The 23,825-nt window shown below is 73.0% G+C and carries 22 protein-coding genes; 11 read left to right on the top strand and 11 right to left on the bottom strand.

Features of this window, described 5'->3' with window-relative positions:
- The first annotated feature begins 63 nt into the window (after positions 1-63).
- The 3 genes from AB0C25_RS03820 to AB0C25_RS03810 are packed head-to-tail and all read left to right on the top strand — an operon-like array spanning position 64 to position 1,562.
- Complete coding sequence (locus AB0C25_RS03820; RefSeq protein ID WP_357369292.1) at positions 64-468, top strand: nuclear transport factor 2 family protein; 405 nt, start codon at positions 64-66, stop codon at positions 466-468.
- The gene (locus tag AB0C25_RS03815; protein ID WP_357370114.1) at positions 414-614 is read left to right on the top strand and encodes a CbrC family protein; all 201 of its coding nucleotides are present in this window, start codon (positions 414-416) and stop codon (positions 612-614) included. The genes AB0C25_RS03820 and AB0C25_RS03815 overlap by 55 nt, the downstream gene beginning before the upstream one ends.
- Before the next feature lie 48 nt (positions 615-662).
- Positions 663-1,562, top strand: a complete 900-nt coding sequence (locus AB0C25_RS03810; RefSeq protein WP_357369290.1) for an ABC transporter substrate-binding protein — start codon at positions 663-665, stop codon at positions 1,560-1,562.
- Positions 1,563-1,647: 85 nt separating this feature from the next.
- Here AB0C25_RS03810 and AB0C25_RS03805 read toward each other — a convergent pair whose 3' ends face one another.
- The 8 genes from AB0C25_RS03805 to AB0C25_RS03770 all read right to left on the bottom strand — a co-directional run bounded on the left by AB0C25_RS03805 (position 1,648) and on the right by AB0C25_RS03770 (position 9,872).
- Positions 1,648-2,328 carry an ATP-binding cassette domain-containing protein gene (locus AB0C25_RS03805; RefSeq protein WP_357369288.1) on the bottom strand — a complete coding sequence of 227 codons (681 nt, stop codon included), beginning with the start codon at positions 2,326-2,328 and terminating at the stop codon, positions 1,648-1,650.
- Entirely contained in the window at positions 2,325-3,329 is a 1,005-nt protein-coding gene (locus AB0C25_RS03800; protein ID WP_357369286.1) for an ABC transporter ATP-binding protein, read from the bottom strand. The genes AB0C25_RS03805 and AB0C25_RS03800 overlap by 4 nt, the downstream gene beginning before the upstream one ends.
- Entirely contained in the window at positions 3,326-4,210 is an 885-nt protein-coding gene (locus AB0C25_RS03795) for an ABC transporter permease (protein ID WP_357369285.1), read from the bottom strand. Before AB0C25_RS03795 ends, AB0C25_RS03800 begins: the two co-directional genes overlap by 4 nt.
- Positions 4,203-5,195 (bottom strand): ABC transporter permease, encoded by a 993-nt coding sequence (locus tag AB0C25_RS03790; protein ID WP_357369282.1) that lies wholly within the window; start codon positions 5,193-5,195, stop codon positions 4,203-4,205. Before AB0C25_RS03790 ends, AB0C25_RS03795 begins: the two co-directional genes overlap by 8 nt.
- Entirely contained in the window at positions 5,192-6,781 is a 1,590-nt protein-coding gene (locus AB0C25_RS03785; RefSeq protein WP_357370112.1) for an ABC transporter substrate-binding protein, read from the bottom strand. The genes AB0C25_RS03790 and AB0C25_RS03785 overlap by 4 nt, the downstream gene beginning before the upstream one ends.
- A gap of 324 nt (positions 6,782-7,105) precedes the next feature.
- Positions 7,106-7,723: an LUD domain-containing protein gene (locus tag AB0C25_RS03780; protein WP_357369280.1), complete on the bottom strand. Its 618-nt coding sequence runs from the start codon at positions 7,721-7,723 to the stop codon at positions 7,106-7,108.
- On the bottom strand, positions 7,720-9,165 hold the full coding sequence (locus AB0C25_RS03775) for a lactate utilization protein B (RefSeq protein ID WP_357369278.1): 1,446 nt from the start codon (positions 9,163-9,165) through the stop codon (positions 7,720-7,722). Before AB0C25_RS03775 ends, AB0C25_RS03780 begins: the two co-directional genes overlap by 4 nt.
- Positions 9,162-9,872 (bottom strand): (Fe-S)-binding protein, encoded by a 711-nt coding sequence (locus AB0C25_RS03770; protein ID WP_357369276.1) that lies wholly within the window; start codon positions 9,870-9,872, stop codon positions 9,162-9,164. The genes AB0C25_RS03775 and AB0C25_RS03770 overlap by 4 nt, the downstream gene beginning before the upstream one ends.
- Before the next feature lie 106 nt (positions 9,873-9,978).
- Here AB0C25_RS03770 and AB0C25_RS03765 point away from each other — a divergent pair, with 106 nt between their 5' ends.
- The 7 genes from AB0C25_RS03765 (at position 9,979) to AB0C25_RS03735 (ending at position 18,517) form a co-directional block, all read left to right on the top strand.
- Positions 9,979-10,815, top strand: coding sequence for a fumarylacetoacetate hydrolase family protein (locus tag AB0C25_RS03765; protein WP_357369274.1), 837 nt, complete (start codon positions 9,979-9,981; stop codon positions 10,813-10,815).
- Positions 10,815-11,660, top strand: a complete 846-nt coding sequence (locus AB0C25_RS03760; protein ID WP_357369272.1) for an SDR family oxidoreductase — start codon at positions 10,815-10,817, stop codon at positions 11,658-11,660. Before AB0C25_RS03765 ends, AB0C25_RS03760 begins: the two co-directional genes overlap by 1 nt.
- Before the next feature lie 31 nt (positions 11,661-11,691).
- A complete protein-coding gene (locus AB0C25_RS03755; RefSeq protein ID WP_357369270.1) occupies positions 11,692-12,600 on the top strand; it encodes a hypothetical protein in 909 nt (302 codons plus the stop codon).
- A gap of 148 nt (positions 12,601-12,748) precedes the next feature.
- On the top strand, positions 12,749-14,110 hold the full coding sequence (locus AB0C25_RS03750; RefSeq protein ID WP_357369268.1) for a carbohydrate-binding domain-containing protein: 1,362 nt from the start codon (positions 12,749-12,751) through the stop codon (positions 14,108-14,110).
- A gap of 104 nt (positions 14,111-14,214) precedes the next feature.
- Positions 14,215-15,921: an ABC transporter ATP-binding protein gene (locus AB0C25_RS03745; RefSeq protein WP_357369267.1), complete on the top strand. Its 1,707-nt coding sequence runs from the start codon at positions 14,215-14,217 to the stop codon at positions 15,919-15,921.
- Positions 15,918-17,747: an ABC transporter ATP-binding protein gene (locus tag AB0C25_RS03740; RefSeq protein ID WP_357369265.1), complete on the top strand. Its 1,830-nt coding sequence runs from the start codon at positions 15,918-15,920 to the stop codon at positions 17,745-17,747. Before AB0C25_RS03745 ends, AB0C25_RS03740 begins: the two co-directional genes overlap by 4 nt.
- 191 nt (positions 17,748-17,938) lie before the next feature.
- On the top strand, positions 17,939-18,517 hold the full coding sequence (locus AB0C25_RS03735) for a sigma-70 family RNA polymerase sigma factor (RefSeq protein ID WP_357369263.1): 579 nt from the start codon (positions 17,939-17,941) through the stop codon (positions 18,515-18,517).
- Between the two features lie 76 nt (positions 18,518-18,593).
- Here AB0C25_RS03735 and AB0C25_RS03730 read toward each other — a convergent pair whose 3' ends face one another.
- From AB0C25_RS03730 to AB0C25_RS03720, 3 genes are all read right to left on the bottom strand, one after another.
- Entirely contained in the window at positions 18,594-21,953 is a 3,360-nt protein-coding gene (locus tag AB0C25_RS03730; protein WP_357369261.1) for a hypothetical protein, read from the bottom strand.
- 70 nt (positions 21,954-22,023) lie between these two features.
- The gene (locus AB0C25_RS03725) at positions 22,024-22,875 is read right to left on the bottom strand and encodes a VCBS repeat-containing protein (RefSeq protein ID WP_357369259.1); all 852 of its coding nucleotides are present in this window, start codon (positions 22,873-22,875) and stop codon (positions 22,024-22,026) included.
- On the bottom strand, positions 22,872-23,387 hold the full coding sequence (locus tag AB0C25_RS03720; protein WP_357369257.1) for a SigE family RNA polymerase sigma factor: 516 nt from the start codon (positions 23,385-23,387) through the stop codon (positions 22,872-22,874). The genes AB0C25_RS03725 and AB0C25_RS03720 overlap by 4 nt, the downstream gene beginning before the upstream one ends.
- Positions 23,388-23,528: 141 nt before the next feature.
- On the opposite strand from AB0C25_RS03720, the gene AB0C25_RS03715 reads away from it, so the two are divergent.
- On the top strand, positions 23,529-23,822 hold the full coding sequence (locus tag AB0C25_RS03715; protein ID WP_357369254.1) for a hypothetical protein: 294 nt from the start codon (positions 23,529-23,531) through the stop codon (positions 23,820-23,822).
- Positions 23,823-23,825: the final 3 nt, after the last annotated feature.

Below are 23,825 nucleotides of genomic sequence, written 5' to 3'. Positions count from 1 at the left end.
TGAGCCTCCACTCACTATTCTCGGCACAAGTCGAGTGCTGACTCATTATCAGGGAGGACGACCATGACACCAAGAGCGATCTTCGACAGCATGCGCGCCCAGTGGCTCGCGAACCAGCCCACCTTCGCGGCCGACCTGCTCGCCGACGAGGTGGTGATCGAGACACCGTTCGCCGCGCCCGGGCGCCCTACACGTACCGAGGGGAAGCAGCGGGTGCTCGAGTACACACAGGGGAGCCAGGCGGCGTTTCCGGTCCGGTTCGACGACTGCCGCGACGTGGTCGTGCACGAGACCGCTGACCCCGAGGTGATCGTGGTCGAGTACGAACTGGTCGGCACTCATACGGGGACGGGGACAACCGCCTCGGCGCCGTTCATCGGGGTGTTGCGGACCCGGGACGGCAAACTGGCGCACTGGCGCGAGTACCAGCACACTCTCGCCATCGCTCAGGCCGTCGGTCAGGCATAGGCCCGGATCAGGATCAGGCCCGGTGCTGGTCGGCCGAGGACAAGGATTGGTATCTGCGAGCGCTGAGCAGGGACGGTCCGGTCACCGCCTATCTCTTCCGCTGCCGGCACTGCGGCAGTCACCTCGCGTACTCCGATTCGGCCTGACCGCCCGTCGTGGACGCGGCAGGTGGGGTGCCTGGTAGGCAGGCGGGTGTGCGCATCGTCTCCCTGCTGCCGGCAGCCACGGACATCGTGGCCATGCTTGGCCTGACCGGGCATCTGGTCGGGCGTACCCACGAGTGTGACTGGCCGCCGGGGACCCTGGCCGATATCCCGGCGGTGACGACGACCTCCCTGCCGGAGGCCCTGACGAGCCGGGAGATCTCGGCGGCGATCGCCGGTGACGCGCACCGGGGATCATCGCTGTACCAGCTCGACGTCGCCATGCTGGAGGCCCTGAAACCGGATCTCATCCTGACCCAGGATCTGTGCGATGTGTGCGCGGTCTCCTACGAGCGGGTCAACGACGCGGTTCGCCTGATCGATCTCGACACCAGGGTGGTGTCCCTGGAGGCGCGGACCATCGACGGGATCCTGGACACGGTCGACGCCGTGGCCGCGCTGACCGACACCGAGGTCAGGGCGGCGGAGATCCGCGCCGACGCCGGGCGTCGCCTCGCCGCGTTGCCGGGATTGGTGACCGGCGCGCCGACGGTGCTGTTCGTCGAGTGGCTCGACCCGTTGATGCCCGGCGGGCACTGGGTGCCGGAGCAGATCGCCTACGCGGGTGGGCGGTCTCTGCTGCTCGGGCCGGGGGCGCACAGCACCCCGCAGCGGTGGTCGGTGGTCGCCGACCTGGCTCCCGAGGTGGTGGTGTTCGGGCCGTGTGGGTTCACGCCCGAGCGGACCTTCGACGAACTGTCGGTGGCGGCCGCGCAACCCGGCTGGGCGGACCTGCCCGCGGTGCGTCAGGGGCAGGTGTGGGTGGTCGACGGGCCTGCCTACTTCAACCGCCCCGGCCCGAGGGTCGTCGACGGCGCGGAGATCCTCGCCGCCATCCTCGCTGGCCGTCCCGACTCCCGCGCTCGGCGGGTTCCGCCCCACGTCGGGTGACACCACGCGCCTGAGCGACCGGGACACAACAACCGACGCCCGAGCTGCCCTGCCCCGCCCGGTCCGGTCCGGTCCGGATCGAGGGTCAGGCGCATGCCCTCGCTGCAGCGGCGAGGTCGACGATCCGGTCGCTCCAGCGGTCCAGGAGGGTCTGGTCGTGCGTGATGACCAGGACGCCGGCGCGCTGCGTCCGCTGATAGTCGCGGATGACGGCTGCGACGTGCGCCTGGGTGGAGGCGTCGAGCATCGCGGTGGCCTCGTCGCAGAGCAAGTAGTCGGGGCGGTGTACGAGGGCCCGGGCGAGGCAGGCGCGTTGCAGTTGCCCGTCGGACACCGCGTGGGGACGCCGACCGCGCAGATCCGCGGTGAGGCCGACGAGATCGGCGAGTTCGATCACCCGTTCCCGGACCACGGTCTCGGGCGTCCGGGTGGCGCGCAGCGGTTCGGCGATCAGGTCGGTGAGGCTCAGCCGAGGGTCGGCGGCGGCGCGTGGGCTCTGGAAGAGGGCGGCGACGCGGGTCCGTAGGGCGACTGGCACGGCGTACCGGACGGCGTCGACCGAGGTGCCGTCGATGCTGACCCGGCCGTGATCGGGGCGGTGCAGCAGGGCCAGGATTCGGACCAGTGTCGACTTTCCGCAGCCGGACGGCCCGCGCAGTCCGACCGTCTCTCCCCGGTCGATTCGCAGGGTGATGCCGTCGAGGACGACCTGGCGGCCGTAGGAGACGGTCACCTCGTCGGCGAGCAGGTGCTGCGCGCTGGTCACGTGGTGGCTCCGATAGGGATCGGGTGGTGGCAGGCAACCGTGCCGCCACCGGTGACGGGTGTCGGAAGTGGTCGGTCCGTGCAGGTGTCGGTGCGGCGTGGGCAGCGCGGCGCGAAAGCGCACCCCATCGGCAGCGCGGTGAGCATCGGCGGGTCGCCCGGCACCGGACGGAAGGCCCGGTCCGGTAGGGCGTCGAGCAGCGCCGAGGCGTACGGGTGGGTTGGGGTGGTGAAGAGTCCGTCGGTGTCCCGGTGTTCCACGATGCGGCTGGCGTACATCACGGCGACTGTGTCGGCGACCCGGCGCGCGGCGGCCAGGTCGTGCGTGATGAGCACGACGGCCGCGCCGTTGTCGCAGCGGCGGCGCAGCAGGTCGAGGGTGTGGTCGACAAGCGGCCGGTCCAGCCCGGTGGTGGGCTCGTCGGCGATGAGCAGCGACGGGTCGGGTGCCAGCGCGAGCGCGGTGACCAGCCGCTGTGCCATGCCGCCGGACAGCTCGTGCGGGTAGCGGTCCAGGTCCGCCGGGTCGAGCCCGACGTCGACCGCGAGGTGGTCGACGTCGGCGCGGTCGCGGCCGTGCGCCCACAGCGTCTCGGCGAGCAGTCGCCGTCCGGTGCGGACCGGGTTGAGGGCGGTGGCCGGGCTCTGCGGGACCAACCCGACCAGGCGCCCGCGTACCCGCCGGGCCAGGTGACGTTGGCCGCAGGTGACCAGGTCGACCGGGTCGGCGCCGGGGTGGTCCAGCACGGCGTGACCGGTGGTCGTGGCGTTGCCCGGCAGGAGGCCGAGCAGGGCGTGGGCCAGGACGGACTTGCCGCAGCCGGACTCGCCCACGATGGCCAGCAGTTCGCCGGACCGGACGGTGAGGCTGAGATCGCTGACGGCCCGTACGCGTGCGTCGCGGAGCCGGAACTCGACGCCGAGGCCGTCCACGGTGAGCAGCGGTTGACTCGCGGCGGCGCGGGGCGACGCCTCGGCGGGAACGGATTCGGTGGTGGTCACAGGTGCAGCTCCGCTCTGACCCGGGGATCGAGGCGGTCGCGCCAGCGGGCGGCGAGGACCGCGATGGCGAGGGTGACGACGACGATGACCACGCCCGGCGCCAGGCTGGCCCACCAGGCGCCGGTCAGCAGCGATCCCTGACCGTCGTTGATCATGTTGCCCAGCGAGGCGAGGTGCGGCGGCAGGCCGAGGCCGAGGAACGACAGGGCGGTCTCGTGCCACACCGCGTGCGGGATCATCAGCGTGGTCGCCAGGGCCAGCCGGGGCAGGACGTGCGGCAGCAGATGTCGCCTGAGGACCCGGAGCCGGCCGGCTCCGCCGCCGATGGCGGCGTCGATGAACGGTCGGGTCCGAAGGCTCAGCAACTCGGATCGGACGATACGGGCGGTGGACAGCCAGTGGGTGAGCCCGACTGAGGCGATCACGGCACCGAGGCTGGGCCGCAGCATGGCGACGATGAAGATGCCCAGCAGCAGGTGCGGCATCGCGGCGATGGTGTCCACGATCCGCATCAGGATGCGGTCCACCCGGCCGCCAAGCGTCCCGGCGATCCCACCGATCACACCGCCGAGGACTGTGGCGACGAGCGCGGCGACCGCGCCGACGAGCAGCGACACCCGCAGCCCGTAGACGGCGCGGTGCGCCACGTCCCGGCCGAGGTCGTCGGTGCCGGCGAGGTGCGCCCAGGACGGCGCCAACCGGGTCTGGTCCAGCGCGACCGCGCTCTGGTCCAGCGGCCAGACGAACGGGGCGAGCAGCGAGCCGACGACGGCGACGACGAGCACGAGGCCGGCAGTGACGACACCGGCCTGGCCGGGCAGCAGCCGCAGCCGGGACCGGGCGATCCGGAGTGGCGACGGTCGGGCAGCGAGGTCAGCCATCGAGTCGTACCCTCGGGTCGGCGGCGGCGTAGGCCAGGTCGGTCGCGAGGTTCGCGGCCAGCACCACCGCGGTGGTGACCAGCGTGATCGCCGCCAGCAGCGGGAAGTCGCTGCCCAGCGCGGCGGCGACCGTGACGGCGCCGAGGCCCGGCAGCGAGAAGACCGTCTCGACGAGCACCGCCCCGCCGACCAGCTCGGGCAGGTGGGTGCCGACCAGGGTGAGGAACGGCAGCAGCGCGGTCCGCAGCGCGTGCCCGAACAGCACCGTCCGACCGGGCAACCCGCGTGCCCGCGCGGCGAGCACGTGGTCGTCGCGCAGGCTCTCCGCGACCGCGTCGCGAACGAACAGCACGAACCACGGCGCCTGGGACACGGCCAACACCCCGACCGGCAGGATCAGGTGGTGCGCCACATCGGACCAGGAGGTGCTGGTCGCGGTGACGTCGGTGAGCCCGCCCGCCGGCAACCATCCCAGGGCCAGCGCGAACACGGCGATCGCGGCCAGACCAAGCCAGAACACCGGCATCGACTCGACCGCGTAGGCCGCCGTCCGCAACCCACGGTCGAACACCCCACCCCTGCGGTACGCGGCCAGCGCACCCAGCAGCAGACTCGCGACCAGGACGAGGGCGAGGGTCACGCCGATCAGGAGCAGCGTCCAGCCGGCCCGGGCGGCGAGCACCGACGCGACGGGCTCGTGTCGACTTGTCGACCAGCCGAGGTCGCCCTGGACCAGATTGCTGATCCAGCGCAGGTACTGCACCGGCAGGGGGTCGTCGACGCCCCAGTTGGCGCGTAGCTGTGCCAGGTTCTCCTCGCTGGCGGTGAAGGCCGCCGCGCCCGCGTACTGCTTGGCGGGGTCGACCGGCGACGCGGCGCCGAGGGCGAACATCCCGATGCTTGTCGCGGCGAGCACCGGCACGGCAACGAGGAGTCGGCGCCGGACCACCGGGCCGGCCCCGGCCAGGCGCCCGGAGCGGGTCACGACCGGGTCCAGGTGTCGATGTTCCACCAGAGGCTGTTCGCCACCCCGTGCTCGTGCGCCTCGACCCGCGGCGCCACGCCCCGTACCGAGGACTTCAGCACGTAGGTGTGCCGCAGGTAGGCGAGGAACAGCCACGGTACGTCGCCGGCCAACTGCTTCTGGAACTGCGCGTACGCGGCCTTGCGGAGGGCGGGGTCGATCTGGTCGCGGCCCTCCTGCAGGGCGCGGTCGGTCACCTCGGAGCGGTACGAGCCGGGGTTGAAGTAGCCCTGCCCCGCGAATCGTGAGCCGAACAGCTTGTACGAGACGAAGTCCGGGTCGTACGGCGTGCCGTACCCCATCAGCAGGGCGTCGGACTTCATTCGCGGGTCGATGGCGTCCCAGGTCAGCCCCGCCGGGGTCACCTCGATGCCGATCTTCTTCGCGTCGGCGGTGACGGCGAGGGCCAGGTCCTTGCGCAGCGTGTCGCTCGCCGGGTACATCAGGGTGAACCGGGCCGGTCGGCCGTCCTTGACGCGTACCCCGCCGGGGCCGGGGGTCCAGCCGGCGGCGTCGAGCAGCGTTCCGGCCGCCGTCGGGTCGGCGGTCGGCTTGCCGATGATGGACGGGTCGGCGAACTCGGAGGTCGGGGGGATCGGCCCGAACGCCGGCTCGCCGGCGCCACCGAGGAGCCCGGACACCATCGCGGCCCGGTCGACGGCCAGGTTGAGCGCCCGGCGGACCGCCGGGTCGGCGAGGACCGGGTTGCCGGTCGGCAGCATCACGCCGCGGTAGTCGGCGGTCGGCACCCGCTGCACCCGGTACGTGGCGTCGGCGTCGAATCCGGAGGCGAGCTTCGGCGGCAGCTCGGCGGCGTCGAACTCGCCGGCCCGCATCCGCTGGGCGCGGACGTTGTCGTCGGCGACGAACGCGACCACCACCCGGTCGTTCCTCGGCCGGCCACCGAAGTAGCGCTCGTTGGCCGTCAGCACCAGGCGGTCGCCCGGCGTCCAGGACTCGACCCGGTACGGTCCGGTCCCGACCGGTTTGCGATTGAACCCGGCGGTGTTGATGTCCTGCCCGGCGAGCAGCTTGGCCGGCACGATGCCGAGCGTGAGCCGTTGCAGGAACGGCGCGTACGGGTAGCGCAGCCGGAACACGACGGTGGCGGCGTCGGGCGCGGTCACCGACTCCACCATGTCCAGGTCGGAGCGGAGCGTCGAGTCGACGGTCGGATCCAGGACGGCCTGGTACGTGAAGACGACGTCCTGGGCGGTCAGCGCGGTGCCGTCGTGGAACTGCACGCCGTCGCGGAGTTTCGCGGTCACGGTGCGCCCGTCAGGTGACAGCTCCGGCAACGCCGTGGCCAGGCCGGCGACGAGGCGGTTGTCGTTGTCCCGCGTGACGAGACCGTCGAAGATCAGCGAGGCGCCGTCGACACCGTAGTTGAGCACCGGGTTCAACGCGTCCGGCTCGTCCGAGGTGGCGACGACAAGCGTCGCGCCGCCGGTGGCACTGTCGGGGGTGGCCGGGGCCGAGCAGCCGGCGAGGACGAGCATCCCCGTCGCCGCGGTCGACGCCACGAGGCGTCGGAAGGTCGGACGCATCCGGGTCACGGAGGGCTCCTGTGGTGTGGGGAGGAGTCGTTTGTCGGGTGGGCGCAGCGCCGCAACCGTTGATCATCACGGTGGCACAGTTGCACATCTTTGGCAATTACCAAGGATGCGCGTCATGCCGACGATCAGCGGTCAGAGGTCGTACGGGTGCGGTGGCGTGTCGGCGCGGCCTGGCGTCTCGCTCGGCCTTGGTGCCGTCCGACCGGGGCCGGTTCAACGGCGCGGTCGACTAGCGAACGACCGAACCCGCGGTGATCGGATCGTTCGTCCTCGCCGCCAGCGGCATCACGCTGTGCCGCGGTCGCGGCAGGACGCTCAGTGCTCCGGGCGGTCGTCGTCGACACCGACCAGCACGACCTCCAGTCGGCGAGGGCCGTGCACCCCCTCCACCCGGTTCAGCTCGATGTCGCTGGTCGCGGACGGACCCGAGATCCAGGTCTGGGGCGCGCGTGGGTCGAGCCGGGTCAGCGCCTCCGGCAGCAGGCCGACGACCTGGTCGGCGCGGACGACGCAGATGTGCCGGTCGGGCACCAGGGTGAGCGCTCGCCGCCCCTGCGTCGGGCCGGCGTCGAGGATGATGGTGCCCGTGTCGGCGACCGCCACGGCGCAACCGGTCAGGACCGCGTCCATGGCGTCGAGTTCGGCCGGTGCCAGCGGGGGAGTGTCGCGGTGCACCTGCCCGGCGAAGCCGGCCAACCAGTCGGCGGGCACATCGGTGGGCACGGCGAGGCGGTCCACCTCGGCCAGCAGCCCGGCCAGGGCGCCGAGGCCCCGGTGGACCGTCGCCCGGTAGTCCTCCAGCCGGTCGACGAAAACCTCGACCAGGTCGGGGCGGTCGTCGGCCCGGCGGTATCGGCGGGGCACCCGCACCGGTGGCGGGTTGTCGGCCAGGGCCGTCCGGAGCCGCGCCAGGATCTCGTCGCGCGCGGTCACTGCTGCTCCCACCACTCCCGGAAGGTCTGCGGCGCGGGCAGCGGCAGGTCCCGCGACCGGGTCCACGCCGAGGCGGGCCAGGGCAGCCAGCGCAGCGTCCGAGCGCCGGTGCGTCGTTCGCGGTACGCGCCGAGTGGACCCGCACCCGTGCGGACCAGCCGCAGGGCGGCGGCCCAGCGTCGAGGGCTGCGCATCACCCAGGACAGGACGCGCATGGTGGCCCGTTCCGCGAAAGGGTGCGGGGCCTGCTGGCGGAGGTGCACCAGGATCTCCGGAATATTGATCTTCACGGGGCACACGTCGTAACAGGCGCCGCAGAGCGTCGACGCGTACGGCAGGGACGCGTTGTCGGCCACCCCGGTCAACTGGGGCGACAGGATCGCGCCGATCGGTCCCGGGTACACCGAGCCGTACGCGTGCCCGCCGGCCCGCTCGTACACCGGGCAGACGTTGAGGCACGCGGAGCAGCGGATGCAGGACAGCGCCGGCCGCCCGACCGGGTCGGCGAGCACCGCGGACCGGCCATTGTCGACAAGGACGACGTGCACGGCCTGCGGGCCGTCGCCGGGGGCGACGCCCGTCCACATCGAGGTGTACGGGTTCATCCGCTCACCGGTCGAGGACCGCGGCAGCAGTTGCAGGAAGACCTCCAGGTCGGTGAAGGTCGGCAGCAGCTTCTCGACGCCCACGACGCTGATCAGCGTCTCCGGGAGGGTGAGGCACATCCGCCCGTTGCCCTCGGACTCCACGACCACGAGCGTGCCGGTGTCGGCGATGGCGAAGTTGGCGCCGGACACGGCGACCCGGGCCGAGAGGAACCGTCGTCGCAGGTGGGCGCGGGCCACCTCGGCCAGGGCGGCCGGCTCGTCGCTGAGGTCGGCCGGCGCGTCGGGCATGCGACGCTGGAAGATCTCCCGGATCTGTGTCCGGTTGTAGTGGATCGCCGGCACCAGGATGTGCGAGGGGGTGTCCTCGCCGAGCTGCACGATCAGCTCCGCCAGGTCGGTCTCGTACGCGGCGATCCCGGCCGCCTCCAGGGCCTCGTTGAGCTCGATCTCCTGGGTGGCCATCGACTTGACCTTCACGACCTCGTCGGCCCCGGTGGCCCGGGTCAGCTCGACCACGATCCGGCAGGCCTCGGCCGCGTCCCGGGCCCAGTGCACGGTGGCGCCGGCGGCGGTGGCGGACGCCTCGAACTGCTCCAGCAGCTCCGGCAACCGCCGTTGGACGTCCGCCTTGATCGCGGCGCCGGCGTCGCGCAGAGCCTCCCAGTCGGGCACCTCGTCGACGACCCGGGCGCGCTTGCCGCGAATGGTGCGGGTGGCCCGGTGCAGGTTGGCCCGCAGTTGCGTGTCGGCGACGGCCGGCTTCGCCGCGGTGGGGAAGGGCAGCGGCGTGCGGATCCGCCCGCCTCCGGTGGCCGGTGCGACCGGCCTGGTCACGAGGTGGCTCCCGTCGCGGCGAGGATCTCGGCGTAGTGCAGGGCCCGTACGCCGGAGCGATGGCGGTCGAGGCCGCCACCGATGTGCGCCAGGCAGGAGTTGTCGGCGGCGGCGAGCACCCGTGCCCCGGTCTCGCCGACCCGGGCGCACTTGTCGGTGAGCATCGCGGTGGAGACGTCCGGGTTCTTCAGGGCGAAGGTGCCGCCGAAACCGCAACACTCCTCGGCGTCGGCCAGCTCGACCAGCCGGATCCCGCGTACCTCGCGCAGCAGTCGCAGGGGCCGGTCACCCAGCCGGAGCAGCCGCAGGCCGTGGCAGGTGGGGTGGTAGGTCACCGTTTCCGGGAACTCGGCACCGACGTCGGTGACGCCGAGGACGTCGACGAGCAGCTCGGACAGCTCGTAGGTGCGGTCGGCCACCGACGTGGCGGGCGGGTGCAGCCGCGGGTACTGGTCGCGGATCATCGCGGTGCACGACCCGGACGGCACGACGACGGCGTCGTACGCGTCGAAGACGTCGACGTAGTTGCGGACCATCGGCATCGCCTCGGCCCGGTAGCCCGTGTTGGCGTGCATCTGCCCGCAACAGGTCTGGCCCGTCGGGAAGTCGACGGTGTGGCCGAGCCGGCGCAGGATGCGGGTGACCGCGATGCCGGTGGCGGGATAGGCGATGTCGTTGACGCAGGTGATGAAGAGGGCTATCCGCATGGCGGTGTCGACCCGCCTTGACTGTGTTGGTGTGAGCGAGTACACACTGGCGAGCAAGATCCTATCGGAAACGGCTCTGCCGCCACCAGGCACCGGAGGATGGTTCGTGAGATTCATGCGCGTCGGGCCCGTCGGGCGGGAACGCCCCGTCCTGTACGTCGACGGGCGGCACGTCGACCTGTCGTCGCTGACCGCCGACATCGACGCGGAGTTCCTCGGCGGCGACGGCGTCCGGCGCGTCCGTGCGGCCACCGACCTGCCCGAGATCGACGTCTCCGGTCAGCGGGTCGGCGCGCCGATCGCCCGTCCCGGTGTGGTCCTCTGCGTCGGCCAGAACTACGCCGCGCACGCCGCCGAGTCGGGCGCCGAGCCACCCACCGACCCGATCATCTTCTACAAGGCGCCCAACACGGTCGTCGGCCCCCACGACGACGTCCTGATTCCGCGTGGCTCGACGAAGACCGACTGGGAGGTGGAGTTGGCGGTGGTGATCGGCCGGCAGGCCCGCTACCTCGCCTCGCCGGCCGACGCTCTCGGGCACATCGCCGGGTACGTGCTGTCCAACGACGTCTCCGAGCGGGACTTCCAGCTCGCCGTCTCGGGTGGTCAGTGGTCGAAGGGCAAGTCCTGCGAGACGTTCCAACCGCTCGGCCCGTGGTTGGTCACCGCCGACGAGATCGACCCACAGGCGTTGCGGCTGCGTTCCTGGGTCAACGGCGAGCCCCGCCAGGACTCCAGCACGAAGGACATGATCTTCGACGTGGCGTACCTGATCTGGCACCTGTCCCAGTACACGGTCCTGGACCCGGGCGACGTCATCAACACCGGCACCCCGCAGGGCGTGGCGCTCTCCGGCCGGTTCCCGTACCTGGCCGACGGCGACGTGATGGAGGTCGAGATCGAGGGCCTCGGCCGGCAGCGCAGCACGCTGAGAGCTGCCTGATGGCGGTGCCTGTCGACGCGGAGGACTACTCGGGAGGGGAGAGCGGCATGCGGTGTGACGGTCTGGTGGCGGTGGTGACCGGAGGTGGCTCGGGGATCGGCCACGCCTGCGTGCGGGCGTTCCTGGCCGCCGGCGCCCGGGTGGGCGTACTGGATCTGGACCTGTCGGGTCTCCCCGGGGACCCTCGCGTCCACGGCGTCCGCGCGGACGTGGCCGACCGGTCCTCCCTCGACGCGGCCGTCGCCTCGGTCGCCGACACCTTCGGCGGCATCGACATCCTGGTCAACAACGCCGCCATCTCCGCCGTGGGCACGGTGGAGGACAACGACGACGAGTTGTGGAGCCGGGTGCTCGACGTCAACGTCGCCGGCGTGGCTCGGATGAGCGCCGTCGCGCTGCCGTACCTGCGCCGGTCGTCGGCCGCGGCGATCGTCAACATCTCCTCGATCGCGGCGACCGTCGGCCTGCCCCAACGTGCCCTGTACTCGGCGTCGAAGGGCGCCGTGCACGCCCTCACCCTCGCCATGGCCGCCGACCTGGTGACCGAGGGGGTCCGGGTCAACTGTGTCGCCCCCGGCACCGTGGACACGCCCTGGGTGGCCCGCCTGCTCGCCGGCGCGGCCGATCCGACGGCGGAGAAACGGCACCTCGCGTCCCGCCAGCCAACGGGGCGGCTGGTGACCGCCGACGAGGTGGCCGCCGCCGTCGTCTACCTGGCGTCGCCGACGACCGGGTCGGTGACCGGGTCGTCGCTCCCGGTGGATGGCGGCATGTCCGGCCTGCGGCTACCCGCTCGGGTCACCTCCGCGCCCGCCCCCGCCGGACCGGGCGCGGTCGGCTCCTGAGGGGTCCGGGGGCGCGTGACATGATTGCGCCATGGGGAAACAGCAGGACGTCGGCGAGCCCGACCGTCACAGCGGGTCCGACGTCACCGACCACCGTCCGATCGGTGGCAGCGCTGACGCACGGCTCGCCCTCGCGCAGGACCCCAACACGCCACAGATGACGCTTATCGACCTGGCGTCCGATCCGTCGGCCGTGGTCCGTAAGGCGGTCGCCGCTCGGGCCGACGCGCCCGCACAGGCCCTGCGGCCGCTGACCCGAGACCATGACCGTCAGGTACGGGAGGCCGTGGCGAGGAACCCCTCGGCCTCGATCGCCAACCTCATGCGTCTCGTCAAGGACGCCGACCGGTGGATCCGCTGGGCGGTCGCCGGCAACCCCGCCTGTGACGAGTCGATCCGCCGCTTCATGTCCGAGGCGTCGGACAAGGAGCTTCGCGGTCTCCTCGCGGAGAGTCGTGAGCTGGAGCCGGAGTTGGCCGCCCGGCTGATCGACGACGTGTCACCCGAGGTACGGGAACGCCTCGCCACGCACACCCACGACCCCGACGTGATCACCGCCCTGATGGCCGATCGCACCGCACGCGTACGCAAGGGGGTTGCCCGCAACCCGCGGACCACCGCCGCGCAGCGCAGCGCGCTCGCCGCGGACCCGGTGGTCGACGTCCGCGCCGCGCTGGTGCGTGCGGTCGAGCTGGGTGAGGCGGACCTGGCGCTGCTGCTCGACGACCGCTCGGTCCAGGTCCGCCTGGCCATGGCGACGAGCGAGCTCGTTCCGCCGCACATCCGGCAGGCGCTCGCCCGCGACCCCGACGAGATGGTGGCCAGCGCGGCCCGCGACTTCCGCCCGGGGTCCGGCACCTCCTCGGCGGTCCGGGCTCCCCGCATCGCGCACCGGACCTCCACCACCGGCGCGGGCCGTCGCGGCGGCACGTCGCGGTAGGGCGGCACGTCGGTAGGGCCGCACCGGTCTCGGAGAGTGCAGCACCTGTACTCAGGATGGTTTCCAAACATTCACATGTGTCGTCCCGATCCTCTCTAGGCTGCGAATGTCCAGTTTTTGGGCGAATGTCGGCAGGAGAGGATCAGCGGTGCGGATCAGAAGATTCAGGTCAAGCTTCGTGGCGGTGGCCGCGACGGTGGCGGTCGCCGTGGCGGGGGGACCATTCGTCGGCGGTACGGCACACGCCGCCGAGCCCTCCCAGTTCAGCGTCGTGGGCGGTGCGATCCGACCGGCGACCGGCACCCCGGTGCCCGCCTCCGGGACGCACGCGTCGCTGTGGAGCAATTCCCATCACGCCACCACGAGCGTCAACGGCTCCGGGCGGGTGCTGATCGGGGCCATCGGTGACAACTGCCAGGGCTGGCCGACCGTACGGGTGAGCGTCGACGGCGTCAGCGTCGGCCAGACCACAATCGTCAGCGCGACGAGTTACGGCACGTACCCGGTCGGCGCGGCGGTCGGCGCCGGCCAGCACACCGTGCAGATCCAGTTCGTCAACGACTTCCGGGACGACGCCTGCGACCGCAACGTCCACATCGCCTACGCGCGGATGGAGACCGCCGGCGCCACCGACACGACGTTCAGCTTCGCCGTCCTGCCGGACACCCAGCAGGAGGTGCTCAACGGTGGCGACACCCGCTTCCTCAACCGCACGAACTGGCTGGTGCAGAACCGGTCCGCGCTGGACCTCCGCTTCGTGACCTCCTCCGGTGACGTGGTCAACTGGGACACCCCGGACCACGCCCAGTACGTCATCGCCCGCACCGCGATGCGGCCGATCGAGAACGCCGCCATCCCGTACGCGCTGGCACTCGGCAACCACGACACCCAGGCCACCGGCGTCGGCGGCTCCGCCCGCGACCCCGCCCGCACCCGGGAGTTGCTGCGCGACACCACCGTGTTCAACAGGTACTTCACCGTCAGCCAGTACCGGGCGGTCCGGGGGCAGTTCGAGGCTGGCAAGGTCGACAACTCCTACTCGACCTTCGAGGCCGGCGGCGTGCAGTGGATGGTGCTGACCCTGGAGCTGTGGCCGCGGGTCGCGGCCGTGAACTGGGCCAGGAGTGTCGTCGCCGCCAATCCCCGGCACAACGTCATCGTCGTCACCCACGACTACATCGACGGCAACGGCAATATCGAGCAGAGCGCCGGCTACGGCGAGACCAGCCCGCAGTATCTGTTCGACAACCTGGTCAAGCGGTACGCCAACATCCGGTTCGTCTTCTCCGGTCACACCGGCATCGCCGGCAACCGGGTCGACACCGGAGTCAACGGGAACAAGATCTACTCGTTCCTCCAGACGTTCCACTCCAACAGCACCAACCCGGTCCGCCTGGTCGAGGTCGACACCGCCGCCAACTCGCTGCGGACCTGGATCTACGCGCCGTACGACAACCGGTCGTTCACCGCGTACGACAGGTCATTCACCGGTATCGGGGTGGTCCGCTGACCGTCCGGTAAGCCCACGTTGGCGACGTGTTAGGTTAGCCTGCCCTAATCCGCCGTCCCGGAGTTGCCCATGACCGCACCGACCCCACAGCGGGACAGCCGCCGATGACAGCCACCGAGATCACCGGTGGTGTGGTGCTCCGTCGCGCGCTCCGTCGACAGCGCGGTCGGGTCGTTCTCGGCGTCGCGCTGCTGTGCACACACCAGGCCGCCGAGGCCCTCGTCCCGGTCGCCATCGGTGTCGTCATCGATCGTGCGGTCGCCACCGGGGACGGCGGCGCGCTGCTGCTCTCGCTCGCCGGGCTGGCCGCCCTGTTCACCGTCCTCGCCTTCGCCTACCGCACCGGCGCTCGGCTGGCGTACGCCGCGGTCGAACACGAGGCGCACGCCACGCGGGTCGACATCGTCCGCAGCGCCCTCGACCCGCGCGGACACGGTTCCGGCATGCGGGACGGAGAGCTGCTCTCCGTCACGGCCTCCGATGCCGAGCTGAGCGCACTTGTCGTCCGGGTCGCCGGGCTCACCGCCGCGGCGTTCACCGCCATCGTGGTCGCGGCCGTCGCGCTGCTCGTCGTCGACATCCCACTCGGGCTCGGGGTGCTCATCGGCGTACCCCTGCTGGTCGTCGCCCTGCAACGGATGGCGCCGCTGCTCACCCGGCGCAGCACCGCGCAGCAGGAAGCCCTCGCCGCCACCACCGCGCTCGCCGTCGACCTCGTCACCGGCCTGCGCGTGCTGCGCGGCATCGGCGCCCAGGACCATGCCGCACGCCGGTACGCGGGCGCCAGCCGCCACGCGCTCGACGTCACCCTGCGTGCCGCGACCACCAAGGGACTGCACCTCGGGCTCACCACCATGGTCAACGGTCTCTTCCTCGCGGCGGTCGCCGGTGTCGCGGGCTGGCTCGCGCTCCAGGGCCGGCTCACCATCGGCGAACTCGTCGCCGTCGTCGGGCTGGCCCAGTTCATCGCCGAGCCGGTGCAGACGCTCGGGTACTGCGTGCAGTTGTTCGCCATGGCCCGGGCCTCCGCCGGTCGGGTCGCCCGGGTTCTCGGTGCCGCGCCGGCCACCCGCCCGGGTAGCGGCGGGCCGCCGGCCCCGAGCCCGTCGCGGCTGACCCTCGACGGGGTCCGCTACGCCGGCCTGCACGACGTCAGCCTGCGCGTCCGCGCCGGTGAGGTTCTCGGCGTGCTCGCCTACGATCCGGGCGACGCCGAGGCGCTTGTCACGCTCCTGTCCGGCGGTGTGTCCCGCGCGGACTACCAGGGCTCGCTGTGCGTCGACGGCGTGCCCGCCGACGAGCTGCACATCGACGCCGTACGCGCCGCCGTCCTGGTCGAGCAGCACGACGTGGCACTGTTCGAGGGGACCCTGCGCGCCAACCTCAGCGCCGGGACACACGTCGACGACACGCTCCTGCGGTCGGCGGTGCGTGCCGCCGCCGCCGAGGACGTGCTCGCCGCGCACCCGCACGGGCTCGACCGCCTGCTCACCGAACGGGGAGCGAACCTGTCCGGCGGGCAGCGGCAACGGATCGGGCTGGCCCGGGCACTCGTCGCCGACCCGCCGGTGCTGGTGCTGCACAACCCCACCACGGCCGTCGACGCGGTGACCGAGGGGCTGCTCGCCGAGGGCCTGGCCGCGGCTCGCGGCGCGGCGGACCGCGGCACGGTGCTGATCACCACCAGTCCGGCGTTGCTGCGCGCCACTCATCGGGTCGCCGTGCTCGACCGGGGGCGGATCGTCGCCGAGGGTCCGCACGAGAGGTTGCTCGCCACCGACACCCGCTACCGCGAGGAGGTCCTGCGGTGACCGACGCGTCAATCGAAACCCGGCAACTGCTGCCGACGGCCACCGCTCGGCAGACCTGGGTCGCCCTCCGTACCGAGGTGGCCCGCCTGCCGGGGCTCAGCGTCACCGCCGGCACGTTGCTGGTCGCCGCCGCCGCGACCGGGCTCGTCGCCCCCTGGGTGCTCGGTCGCCTCGTCGACGACGTCATCGCCGGGTCCGACACACCCCGGATCGTCGCCTGGGCGGGTGTGATCGCGGGCGCGGCGGTGCTCGCGGGGCTCCTCACCGCGGTCGGAGCGGCGGTCGCCGCCCGACTCGGCGAGACCGTGCTGGCCCGGCTGCGGGAACGGGTGCTCGACCGTGCCCTGCATCTGCCGTCGGCCACCCTGGAGCGGGCCGGGACCGGGGACCTGGTGGCACGTGCCGGCGACGACGTGGCCGTCGTGACGAACGTGATCGCCACCAGCGGTCCCGCCTTCCTCGGCGCGCTGCTGTCCGTCGTGCTGACCGCGTTGGGGCTCTTCGCCCTCGACTGGCGACTCGGCATCGCCGGGCTGGCCGCCGCCCCGGCGTACGCGGTGGCGCTGCGCTGGTACCTGAAGCGGTCGATCCCGTACTACGCCCAGGAGCGGGTGGCGACGGGCGAGCGCGCACAGGCGACGGCCGAGGCGCTGCGCGGCTCGGCGACCGTGCGCGCCTACCGGATGGAGGACGCCCACGTCGCACGGATCGCGGGCCGCTCCGCCGTGGCCCGTGACCTGTCGCTGGAGATCTTCGGACTGTTCACGCGGTTCGGGCTGCGCATCAACCGGTCGGAGTTCGTGGGGCTCGCCGCCGTGCTGCTCGCCGGGTTCCTCCTGGTCCGCGACGACCTCGCCACCGTGGGTGCCGCCACCACCGCGGCGCTCTACTTCCACCGCCTCTTCAACCCCATCGGGCTGCTGCTGTTCGAGTCGGACTCCGTCCTGCAGGCCGGGGCGAGCCTCGCCCGCCTCGTCGGCGTCACCACCCTGCCGGCCACCACGTCTCCCGAGCGCCCCGAGCGCGCCGGACCCGAGCCGGCCGCGCTGGAGGTGGTCATCGAGCAGCACCGGTACGACGACGGACCCGTCGTACTGCGCGACATCACCCTGCGGCTGACACCCGGTGAGCGCGTCGCCCTCGTCGGCGCGAGCGGGGCGGGCAAGAGCACGCTCGCCGGCATCATCGCCGGCATCATCGCGCCGACCGACGGTGCGGTGCGCCTCCGCGGCGTGCCGCTGGCAGACCTCGGTGAGCACCGCCTCCGCCGCGAGATCGCGCTGATCAGCCAGGAGGTGCACGTCTTCGCGGGACCGCTCGCCGACGACCTGCGCCTGGCCGATCCGGACGCCACCGACGCGGAGTTGACCGCGGCACTCGACCGGGTCGGTGTCACCGACTGGCTGCGTACCCTGCCGGAGGGCCTCGCCACCGCGGTGGGGGAGGGCGGACGGCGCCTCACCTCGGCTCAGGCCCAGCAGCTCGCGTTGGCCCGCCTCGTTCTCGCCGACCCCGCCGTCGCGATCCTCGACGAGGCCACCGCGGAGGCGGGCAGCGCGGGCGCACGCGACCTCGACCGCGCCGCCGTCGCGGCCACCGAGGGCCGGACCACGCTCATCGTCGCCCACCGACTCAGCCAGGCGGCCACCGCGGACCGCATCGTCGTCCTGGACCAGGGCCGCATCGCCGAACAGGGTACGCACGCCGAGTTGCTCGAGGCCGGCGGCGGGTACAGCCGGCTCTGGCGTTCCTGGAGCATGCCCGACCTGGTGCCGCGCGGGCGGGAGAGCACCGAGCAGACCCGGGACCAGCCGGTCCGAGGCTGAGCGGCCGACGGGGGCGGGCGTCAGCCGGCCGTGGCCCGCGCCCGCCGCGGGGGCGGCGGTGTCAGCCGAACGGGGAGTGCCGGGAACTTTCCCGGACCGGCCGCCGACCACCAGAGTGCGCGGCTCAGCGGCGCGATCCGATGACGGCTTTCGGCATGGAGGAGCGCCCGTGGCACCCAGGACGGTGGTCTGTGCGCAACGGCGGCGCTGACGACGATCAGGTGACCCGCTGGGCGCAGGAGGCGGGCCGCGGTGACCGACAGGCCGCCACGGCCTTCGTCCGGGCACTGCAGGACCAGGTCTGGCGGTTCCTGGCACACCTGGCCGGGCCGGGTGAGGCCGACGACCTGACCCAGGAGACGTTCCTGCGCGCATTTCGCAACCTGCCCGGCTTCGCCGGCCGCTCCTCGGCGCGTACCTGGGTGTTCACGATCGCGCGACGCGTTGCCGTGGATCACGTCCGGACGGCGGTCGCCCGGCCACGGTTGGCCTCGGTGCCGGACTGGCAGGCGGCGGCCGAGGCCGCCGGTGCGATCACGGCCGGCGCCGACGAGGGTGTCACCCTCCAGCAGGTGATCTCCGGCCTGAGCCGGGAGCGCCGCGAGGCGTTCGTGGCCACGCACGTGCTCGGCCTGTCCTATGCCGAGGCCGCGGAGGTCTGCCAGTGCCCCGTCGGCACCATCCGCTCCCGCGTCGCCCGGGCTCGCGAGGACCTCGTCGCGGCTTGGCAGGCCGACGGGGGGCCGACCCGCTCCCGGCGAACCGGCTGAGGGCGGATCGAGGAGCGGTCGGCGCACCGTGCGTCCGGCGGGCAGCGGCTGGCTGACCGCCGGACGGCGGGCACGGTCAGGTTGCCGCCATGCAGATGTCGAAGGCACCGTCGCGGACGTCGGCGACCGGGTGTTCCCGCAGGGCCCGGAGCAGGTCCCGCCAGGGCTCCGCCCAGCCGCGCGCCCTGCCCTCGTGCACCAGGGCGACCGCGAACAAGCCGGTGGTGGCCTCGCCGTGCGCGGCGAGGGTGCGGGCCGTGGCGAACACGAGGTCCGGATCGGGTGCCACCGGGGACCACCGCGCCGTCCGCTGACTGAGGAGGTCGGCCAGCCGGGCGGCGAGCGCCGGCCGTCCGGTGACCAGATCGGCGATCTCGACCACGTCGGCGGTGAGCTGCTCCGGTGTGGTGCCGCTGAGCCGCAGCGACGCGGTCAACAGCGTGCCCGCCTCGGCGACGTACGCCGGGTGCTGTCCCAGTTCGCGGGCCGCCGCCTGGGCCGGCGCGCGGTCCCGGTGCGGCTCGGTGGACCGCGCCCAGGACCCTGCCTGCTCCACAATGGCACTGATGCGCCGCCGGGCCGGGCGGTCCGCGAAGGGCCCACCGTCGTCCGGGTCGGCCTCGTCGATGCCGATCAGGGCCCGCAGAGCGGTGGAGAGCACGTCCCGCTCGGGCCGATCCGGGTGATCGAGCGTCGCGTCGACGATCGGGCGCGCCGCCGGCCAGGCGGAGTGGTCGCCGAGGTCGGTGAGCGTCGCCGTGACCAGGTCACTGAGATCCGGCGCCCAGGGCATCCACTTCGCCATCCGGGGCCAGGCGCAGCGGGCGACGTCGTGGTCCGGGCTCGCGCAGGCAAGCGCCACGAGGGCGCTGTAGCGGGGGCGGTCCGGTCCGGCGACCTGCTCCGGCGCGGTCATCAGGGCGCCCTGCGCCACCTCGTGGCCGCCGGTGGCCGCCTCTTCGAGGATCACCCAGCTCTCCGGAGCTGGTAGCCGCTGCCGGGCTGCGGCGACGACCGCCACCCGCACGTCGCGGTGCTGGTCGGGTTGCTGCCACGCCGCGAGCAGCACCGGCATCGCCGCCTGCGGGCCGAACCGGCCGAGCAGACGCAGCGACGCCTTGCGGCTGGTCACCTTGCCGCGGCCCAGGGCCACCCGCGACAGGGGCGTCAGGAGGTCGGTCGGCCGGACGAACCGGGCCGCGCGACCGGCCGCGTACAGGGCGACCCGGGCCCGATCGTCGTCGGCGTGCGCCAGCAGCAGCGGCAGCGCCTCGTTCGGTCGGTCGGTCCACGGCAGCGCGCCCAGGGCCGCCTCGGCCAGGGTGACGTCAGCGGATTCGGCGTACCGCAGCACCAGGTCGCGCCCGGCGCCGGGGATCGGCGCGGCGGCCCGGATGGCGGCGGCGCGGCCGTGCCGCGGCGTGCCGGCATCGGCGGCGACCTGCTCCAGCAGGCGTACGTAGGCCTGCTGCTGCCGGGGCAGCCACCGCTCAGAGTGCTCGGGTGGGCCGGGAATCCAGCGGGCGCCGGCGGTCAGGAACGCCCCGCTGGGCGGTGGGCCGAGCAGCACCCGGTCGAGCAGGTCGGTACGCCGTGTGCTGACCGCCCGCCACACCGTGGGAAACGTGATGGTGGACAGGTCGCGGGCCAGCACCTGCTCGACCCGCCGCGTCCGGGTCGTCGGGTCGGCCAGCCACAGCTCGACGGCTTCGCGGACGACGACGGTGACAGTGCCCGGCGTGCCCGCCCGGCGCAGCAGCTCCTGGAGCTGGGGCAGCCGCCAGGCCCGCCGTCCGAGAGCCTGGGTCACCGCGAACAGTTCGGTGCACAGCCCGCGGGCCATGCCCGCCTCGATCCACGGCCGCAGCCGGGCGAAGACCATCTCCTCCTGACCGTGGCGCAGCGTCTCGTCGAAACGGGGTAGCGGGGGGAGCCGGTGGCCGCCGAAGAGTCGGTCGAGGGTGCTCAGTGCCCATCCCAGCAGGGCTGGGTCGTCGTGGTGCTGGCCCAGCACCGCCACGGCGAGGCTGCCGAGTGTGGCGAGGGTGCGGCTCGACGCGTCGCGCGTGGTCGTCGCGTCGACAGTGAGCTGGGTCAGCGCCTCGACCGAGTCGGCGCGCAGCAGTCGGGACACCTCGGCCAGAGTGGTCAGGGCCGCGGCGCGGACCGGGTCCTGCTCGTTGCGCAGCTGCCCCAACCGGGCCACCGCCTCGGCCACCGCCTTCGGGTCTCCGCTGCGTCGCGCGGCGGCCAGCAGCAGCTCGTAGGCGACGGCGCGGTCGTGCGCGTCGCCCGCGCCCAGCGCCGGGCCGAGCGCCGCGAGCGCCTCCGGCCAGGGCAGAAAGGAACTCCACGACCGTACCGCCGCCGCGTCGTGGCGGATCCGGTCCAGTGCCAGCACCCGGCGGGCCTCCCGCCCTCGCCAGGCGCGGGGCAGCACCTCGATCAGCCGCGGGTCCGGGATCTCGGCGGCCGTCTCCACGTCCGCGTGCACGGTGTCGTAGAGGGCTCCTCGCCGAGCCGGTGCGACGGCCGCCAACAGCCGCTCCAACAGGTTGTTGTGGCCCCGCACCAGCCGACCCAGCTCGACCAGCTCGGCGTTCGGCAGGCGACCCAACCGGCGCCGCAGCGCCGGAGGTAGCCATTGGAAGGGCACCCAGCCCGCCCGGGAGGGGGCGACCAGCATCGCCAGGACCCGATCCGGCGACGCGGCGGCGAGCGGGCCGTAGGCGGTCAGGTCGCCGGGGAGACAATCGGTCGGAGCGTAGCGTTCCAGCAGCGTCAACGCGTGTCGCGGCCGATCCCGACCAGCCAGCAGAACCCCCGTGGCATGCGTCGTCCACCAGCGGGTGCGCTCGCGTGGGCCGAGACCGGACAACACCGCCTCGGCGTGGTCGAGCAGCACGTCGCCGTGGCGGCGGGCCAGTGGCGCCCACCCCTGCACCGTGTGCTCGACGGCCGGCAGTAACCGGCGGACCGTGTCCGGACCGCAGGCCGGCAGCAGGGCAGCCGTCTCCGCCGCACCGAAGCGATCCCACACGCCGTCGACCAGTCCGTCGGCGATCGCCGAGCGGCGCAGGTGCCGCAGCGAGCGGTAGACCAGGCTGCGCAGGTCGGCCGGCGCGTCGAGCACCAGCGCGAGCAGGTCGGCGCCGGCGAGCCACCCGGCGCGCAGGCCGGCCTTCACCGCGACGGATCGGATCACGCGGTGCGGGTCGCCAAGCGCCAGCCGCACCCCGGCGTGGTCACCGACGATCTGGCTGGCGGTGACCGCCAGAAACCGGTGGTACGTCGTGCCGGCGCGCAGATCCGTCAGCACCAGTGGCAGGTCGCCGGCAGCGTTGAGGTCACCGACTCGACGCGCGAGCGTCGCCATCCGCTGCGGGTACGCCAGGTCGTCGAGGTCGTCGAGCAGGTGCTGTGTTGATCTCTGCACGGCGCCCATTGTGGCGGGTACGACCCCCAGCCGTCGCCCCGTTTCGATCCCGCCGGCCTTGCCCGAGGGCTCAACTCTGGGCGTAGCGGGTGCCCGTCCAGCGATAGGTGCGGTCCACCGGCACCTCGGGCTCGGCGTACTTCTTCGTCGAGGAGATGACCAGCCGTCCGCCGGTGACCTCCACGTCGTCGACCACCTCGGCCACCGTCCCGACCCAACTGCCGACCAGTTGGCCGCTGCGCCCGGTGACGACCAGGACCTGACCGGAGGCGTCCTCGTCGCCAGCACCGGCCAGACAGGACCCGTACACGACCGCCTCGTCGCGGCCGTCGCCGTTCAGGTCGCCGAACGTCGCGGCGCCCTCGTCGTACGAGGACGAGATCCTGATGTGCGGCGCGTCGCCCGATCCGCCGCCCCTGCCGTCGACGAACCGGATCCGGCCGGTCAGGCACTCGTCGCCCGTCGACGCCGTCATGGTGATCGTGGCGTTCGCCCAGTCGACGCCGCGCACGCTCAGCGGCGCCGGGGCGCTGCCGGTCACGCTCGGTGTGCCGGTCGGTGACGTCGACCGCGACGGGGTCCGCCGGTCGGGTGGTGGTGTCGAGGGCGACGTCGTCGCCGGTGTGGGCGGTGGTGCCGGCGTGGGGGAGACGCTCACCGACGGCGTCGGGGTGGGCCCGATGATCGGTGGGTCCCGGTCCGGATCGGGACCGAGTCGGGTGATGGTCGCGATGCTCCCGGCGGCGACCGCCACCACCGCGGCGAAGGACAGCGCGACCTTCGTCCTGGTACGACGCCGGGCCCGGCGCACGATCACGTCGGCCGAGGGCGCGGCGAACGACAGGTGGCCGCTCTCGGCGTACGACCGCAGCATGAAACCGGTGACGGCGTCTCGACCGGGATCCGGCTCCGGGGGTGTCACGACGTGACCGCCTCTCCGCTCGACGTTTCGCTCAGATGCTCCGCCAGTTTCGCCCGGCCGCGGTGCAGCCACGACACCACCGTGCCCTGCGGTACGCCCAGGCTGGCGGCTATCTCGGCGGTCGGCAGGTCGGCGATGTAGTGCAGCACGATCACCCGGCGCTGCCGCTCCGGCAGCGTACGCAGGGCGGCGACGAGCGCCACGTGGTCCGGCTGGACCGCCGGCACGGGCGGCACGACGGGCTGGCGGCGTAACGCGCGGGCCGCGACGGTGAGCCGGCGCAGCCGGTTGGTGGCGAGGTTCCAGGCCACCCGGCGCACCCACGCCAGCGGATCGTCGTACGAGGAGATGTCGCGCCACTTCTGCCAGGCCCGCAGGAACGCCTCCTGGCTCACGTCCTCGGCCTCGGCCCGGTCGCCGAGGTACGCGTGGATCTGCGCGCTGATCCGGCCGTAGCAGGTCTGGAAGAACCGGTCGAAGGCGGCACGGTCGTCCGGCTGGTCGCCTCGCACGGCACCTCCTGTGGTCGCGGATCCTCCACCACAGACACACCCGGGGCCGGCCGCCGATTGCACCTGACCCGGGTGCGATCGGCGGGACCGCAGCGGTGTGTCCCAGGTAGAGCATTCCCACCGATCACTCTGGAGGAACTCGTGCTGCGTACCGGCCTCGTCACGACCGTCACCGCACTCACGCTCGGCGCATCGGCGTGCGCGGCGCCGGGGCCGCCGACCCTCCGCCTCGCCGGCTGCGCCCCTGAGGCGGAGGGGCAACTCTTCCGCTTCGTGGAGACCGACCAACGGGACAGCGAGGGCCGCCGCACCTACCGGATCGAGAGCGCGTCCGGTCCGGTCACCTTCGACTCGCGCGACGGGCTGCACGTCCAGGACCCCGCCGACGACGCCCGCGTCACCGGATTCGCGGTGCTCGACCGGGGACCGGCCTGATCA

The organism is Micromonospora sp. NPDC048839, assembly GCF_040649915.1.
Taxonomy (GTDB): Bacteria; Actinomycetota; Actinomycetes; order Mycobacteriales; family Micromonosporaceae; genus Micromonospora.
Note: the sequence above shows the minus strand (reverse complement) of the source record. Positions and strands in the feature narration are given on the sequence as shown.